This is a genomic window from Halorubrum sp. Boch-26, assembly GCF_029889805.1.
Taxonomy (GTDB): domain Archaea; phylum Halobacteriota; class Halobacteria; order Halobacteriales; family Haloferacaceae; genus Halorubrum.
The window spans coordinates 1-3,722 of record NZ_JARANT010000147.1 but is presented as its reverse complement, the minus strand read 5'-3'; the positions used below and the strand labels follow the sequence as shown (position 1 = coordinate 3,722).

Below are 3,722 nucleotides of genomic sequence, written 5' to 3'. Positions count from 1 at the left end.
CGCCCCTCCTCCGTCCGCCTCCGACCGACGGCCCCGACCTCCAGACCTATGCGACCGACAGACGACTGCGACCGACCGACGACTGCGACCGACCGACGACCGATCCCGACGATTCAGCCCGTCCACCCATGCCACAAGCACGCCTCCTCGTCGACCTGCCCGACGGACCGTGGATAGCCGACGTCTCGCGCGAGTTCCCCGACGCGGGGTTCCGCGTGCTCACCGCGGTCCCCGGCGAGAGCGCCGGTTTCGCCCTCGTCAGGATCACCGCCCTCGATGTCGATGCGGTGTTGTCGGCGATGGAGTCTCACGGTGCGTTGGCATCGGTGTCGGTGATGGCACGGGAGGACGGCGCCGCCACGGTCCAACTGGAGACGGACGCGCCGTTGCTGTTACTGGCCGCGAAGCGTTCCGGGCTCCCGATCGAGATGCCGCTTAATATCGAGGACGGCGTGGCGGAGGTCGAGGTCACGGGCGAACACGAGCGCGTCGCGGAGATGGGCCGGCGGCTGAGAGAACTCGGCCTCGAGTTCGAGGTCGAGCGCGTTCGTCAGCGCGTCAATCCCGCCCGACTGTTGACGGACCGACAGCGGGAGCTCCTGCTCGCGGCCGTCGATCTCGGCTACTACGACGTGCCGCGTCGCGCCACCCTGACGGAGGTCGCCGACCACGTCGGGATCGCGAAGTCGACCTGCAGCGAGACGCTCCAGCGCGTCGAGCGAACGGTGGTCCGGGAGTTCGTCGACGATCTACCGAGCCGCCCCCTCGAGAACGAGCCGGAGATCGCGGCCGTCGATCCGTAACGGAGTCCGACCGATTTCCAGACGACCCCAAACGACCGCTGGCGAACGTCAAGTATCCCAATGACCGGAACCACCGACGACCACGACGAGACCGCCGAACCGATCACCGACCGCGTTCACGACAACTCCTGGTCGGCGAACTTGGAGGAGCCGAAGTACGCCGACGACCCGGAGCTGGCGGTCCGCGACGGGCTCGCGGCCGTCGACCACACGGCCGCGGGGAATCACGTCAACTTGGTCACCCACGGCGATCTCGGCCATCCCGAGGAGTTCCTCTACGACGCGCTCCGCGAGGAACGCGAGGGGATCGACCCGGAGTACGTCGAGCAGTGCGGCTGCGGCGGGCACGTCACCCGAGTGGACGTGCCCTGAGACGGGACGCAGACTGACCGCAACGTTTTCGCGAAACGACCGAATCGCCCGGTTCCGTCGTGTCCGCCGCCATGCTTAATTCGCTCCCCGTGTAGATGCGGGTGTGTCTCCGGACCCGACGCTACCGTTCGCGGACGGACCGGGAGCGATCGGTGGTCTCGTCGATCCGGTGCTCGTAGACCCGTCGCCGTCGCTGGTGACGGCGGTGATCGAGGCCTACCGCGAGGCGGCGCCGGAGCTGGTCGAGCCGGGTCTATCGACGCTTCGGGCCGGGGCATCGTTATCGCCGACCGACCCGTCCTCGACCGACCCATCCTCGACCGACTCGCCTGCGGTCCTTCCGACGCTCACCGTCGTCGCGAGCGACAGCGCGGTCGACGCGGTCGTCGACCGGTTCCGTCCCGCGACCCGGCTCGCGGCGCTCGCGGAGGCGGGCGTCTGCGACCTCCTGACGCTGCGCGAATCACAGCCGAACGCGGCCCTCGTCGGGCGGTCGACGGGCCACGTGCTCGTCGCGAGCCCGGATCGAGGTGACGACGGTGACACCGACCCGACCGGGACGTGGTGCCGCGTCGGCGACGATTCGACGCTTCGGGAGCGTTACGCCCCGCTCGTCGGGGCGGCCGAAGAGCGTCGCCTGCGGGCCCCGAGTCGCCGCCGCGTGTACGAAGCAGTCCGAGGACGCTGCGACGTCGCCGTCGCGGACGATGTCGTCCGGGCGCTCGACGCCGAGATCGCTGCCGGCGATAGCTCCGAGATCGCTGGCGACCCCTCCGAGGACGACCGGAGCGCACCGCTCGATCTGGCCGGGGCGCGACGCCGAGCGTACGTCGTCGGCGTCTACCGCGGCGCGCTCGACCGTGACTTACGCCGCGCCTGCGAGGACGCCGGGCTCGGGAGTTCGGCCACCTTCACGCGGATCAAGCGAGAGCTCCGGGAGGCGGGGCTGCTCGGAACGGAGTCGGTTCCGCAGCCGGTCGGGCGTCCGCGGGAGCGGCTCGTCGCCCGCGGCGCGCTCGCCGAGGCGGAGGGGCCGATCGGAGCAGTCGCGGCGGCGCTGAAAGCCACTTGAGACGGGGTCAAAACGGCTCAGCGAGTCGGTCGGCGGCCGCCCTCAGTCCTCTTTCGTCTTGATGTCGGCCGAGAGCCCCTGGGCCATCTCGATCTCCTTCGAGTTGTTCAGGGTCCACGCGGTGCGGTCGGTGACGGCCTCGATGGCCTCCCGGGCCGAGGGGTAGCCGTTGCCGGACTTCTTCACGCCGCCGAAGGGGAGCTGGACCTCGGCGCCGATACAGGGGAGGTTCCCGTACGCCAGCCCGATCTCGGCGCGGTCGCGGTAGTAGTTGATCTGCCGGTAGTTCTCCGAGATGATCGCGCCGGCGAGCCCGTACTCGGTGTCGTTCTGGATCTCGACCGCGCGCTCGATGTCGCCGTCGTATTCGAGCAGGGCGACGTGGGGACCGAACACCTCCTCGTGAGTGCATCGGAGGTCCTCCTCGGGGTCCGCCTCGTAGACGAACGGGCCGATCCAGTGGCCGTCCTCGTGCCCGTCGGGGATCTCGTCGGCGTCGAGGTCGGTGCGGTCGACGAGGACGTTCACGCCTTCATCGCGGGCGAGCTCGTTGTACTCCGAGACTTTCTCGTAGTGCTCGGCCTCGATGAGCGGCCCCATGAACGTGTCCTCCTGAAGCGGGTCGCCGACGGCGACGTCCGCGGCGACCTCGACGAACCGCGCTTTGAACTCGTCGTACACGTCCGTGTGGACGATCAGGCGCTCGGAGGAGACGCAGCGCTGGCCGGTCGTCTTGAACGAGGACATCACCGCGGAGTGGACCGCGACGTCGAGGTCCGCCTCCTCGGTGACCACGATCGCGTTTTTGCCGCCCATCTCGCAGGCGGCGCGCTTGCCGGCGACGCCGCCGAGCTTGTCCTGGATCATGTGGCCGACCTCGGCCGAGCCGGTGAAGACCACCGTCTCGACGTCGTCGTGCTCGACGATCGCGTTGCCGGCGTCGCCGAACCCCTGGACCATGTTGAACACGCCGTCGGGGATCCCGGCGTCGTCGAACATCTCCGCGATGATCTGCGCGCACCACGGGGTCTGCTCGGCGGGCTTGAAGACGACGGTGTTCCCCTCCACCAGCGCGATGGCCATGTGCCAGTAGGGGATCGCGACGGGGAAGTTCCACGGGGTGATACAGCCGGTGACGCCGCGCGGCTTCCGGCGCATGTAGGCGTCCTTCGCGGGGATCTCGGAGGGGACGATGTCGCCTTTCGGATGGCGGGCGTCGCCCGCGGCCCACTCGACCATGTGGGCGGCCTCGACCACGTCGGCTTTCCCCTCGCTGATCTCCTTCCCGCACTCCTTGGTGACCACTCGTCCGAGCTCGTCCGTGCGCTCCCGCAGCTCGTGGTACACGTCCCACAGGTACTCGGCGCGCTGGATCCGGGAGAGCTCGCGCCACTCCTCGAACGCCTCGTCGGCGGCGTCGACCGCGCGGTCGACGTCCGCCGGGGCCCCCCGCCGGGACTCGCCGCGGGCTACCC

The 3,722-nt window shown here is 69.6% G+C and carries 4 protein-coding genes; 3 read left to right on the top strand and 1 reads right to left on the bottom strand.

The genetic code is table 11. The annotated features are described in order from the left end of the window. Window positions 1-128 precede the first annotated feature (128 nt). From OQF71_RS14130 to OQF71_RS14120, 3 genes are all read left to right on the top strand, one after another. Window positions 129-803, top strand: coding sequence for a helix-turn-helix domain-containing protein (locus tag OQF71_RS14130; RefSeq protein WP_280588451.1), 675 nt, complete (start codon window positions 129-131; stop codon window positions 801-803). A gap of 60 nt (window positions 804-863) precedes the next feature. Next, window positions 864-1,175 (top strand): CGCGG family rSAM-modified RiPP protein, encoded by a 312-nt coding sequence (locus tag OQF71_RS14125; RefSeq protein WP_280588450.1) that lies wholly within the window; start codon window positions 864-866, stop codon window positions 1,173-1,175. A gap of 103 nt (window positions 1,176-1,278) precedes the next feature. Beyond that, window positions 1,279-2,247, top strand: a complete 969-nt coding sequence (locus tag OQF71_RS14120; RefSeq protein ID WP_280588449.1) for a DUF5821 family protein — start codon at window positions 1,279-1,281, stop codon at window positions 2,245-2,247. 42 nt (window positions 2,248-2,289) lie between these two features. On the opposite strand, the gene OQF71_RS14115 is transcribed toward OQF71_RS14120, so the two are convergent. After that, window positions 2,290-3,722, bottom strand: a 1,433-nt coding sequence (locus OQF71_RS14115) for an aldehyde dehydrogenase family protein (RefSeq protein WP_280588448.1), incomplete at its 5' end; no start/stop codon positions are given.

Bases quoted from the DNA above. Each gene is read 5' to 3' on its own strand.
- OQF71_RS14130 (WP_280588451.1), top strand. From the start codon at position 129: ATGCCACAAGCACGCCTCCTCGTCGACCTGCCCGACGGACCGTGGATA.
- OQF71_RS14125 (WP_280588450.1), top strand. From the start codon at position 864: ATGACCGGAACCACCGACGACCACGACGAGACCGCCGAACCGATCACC.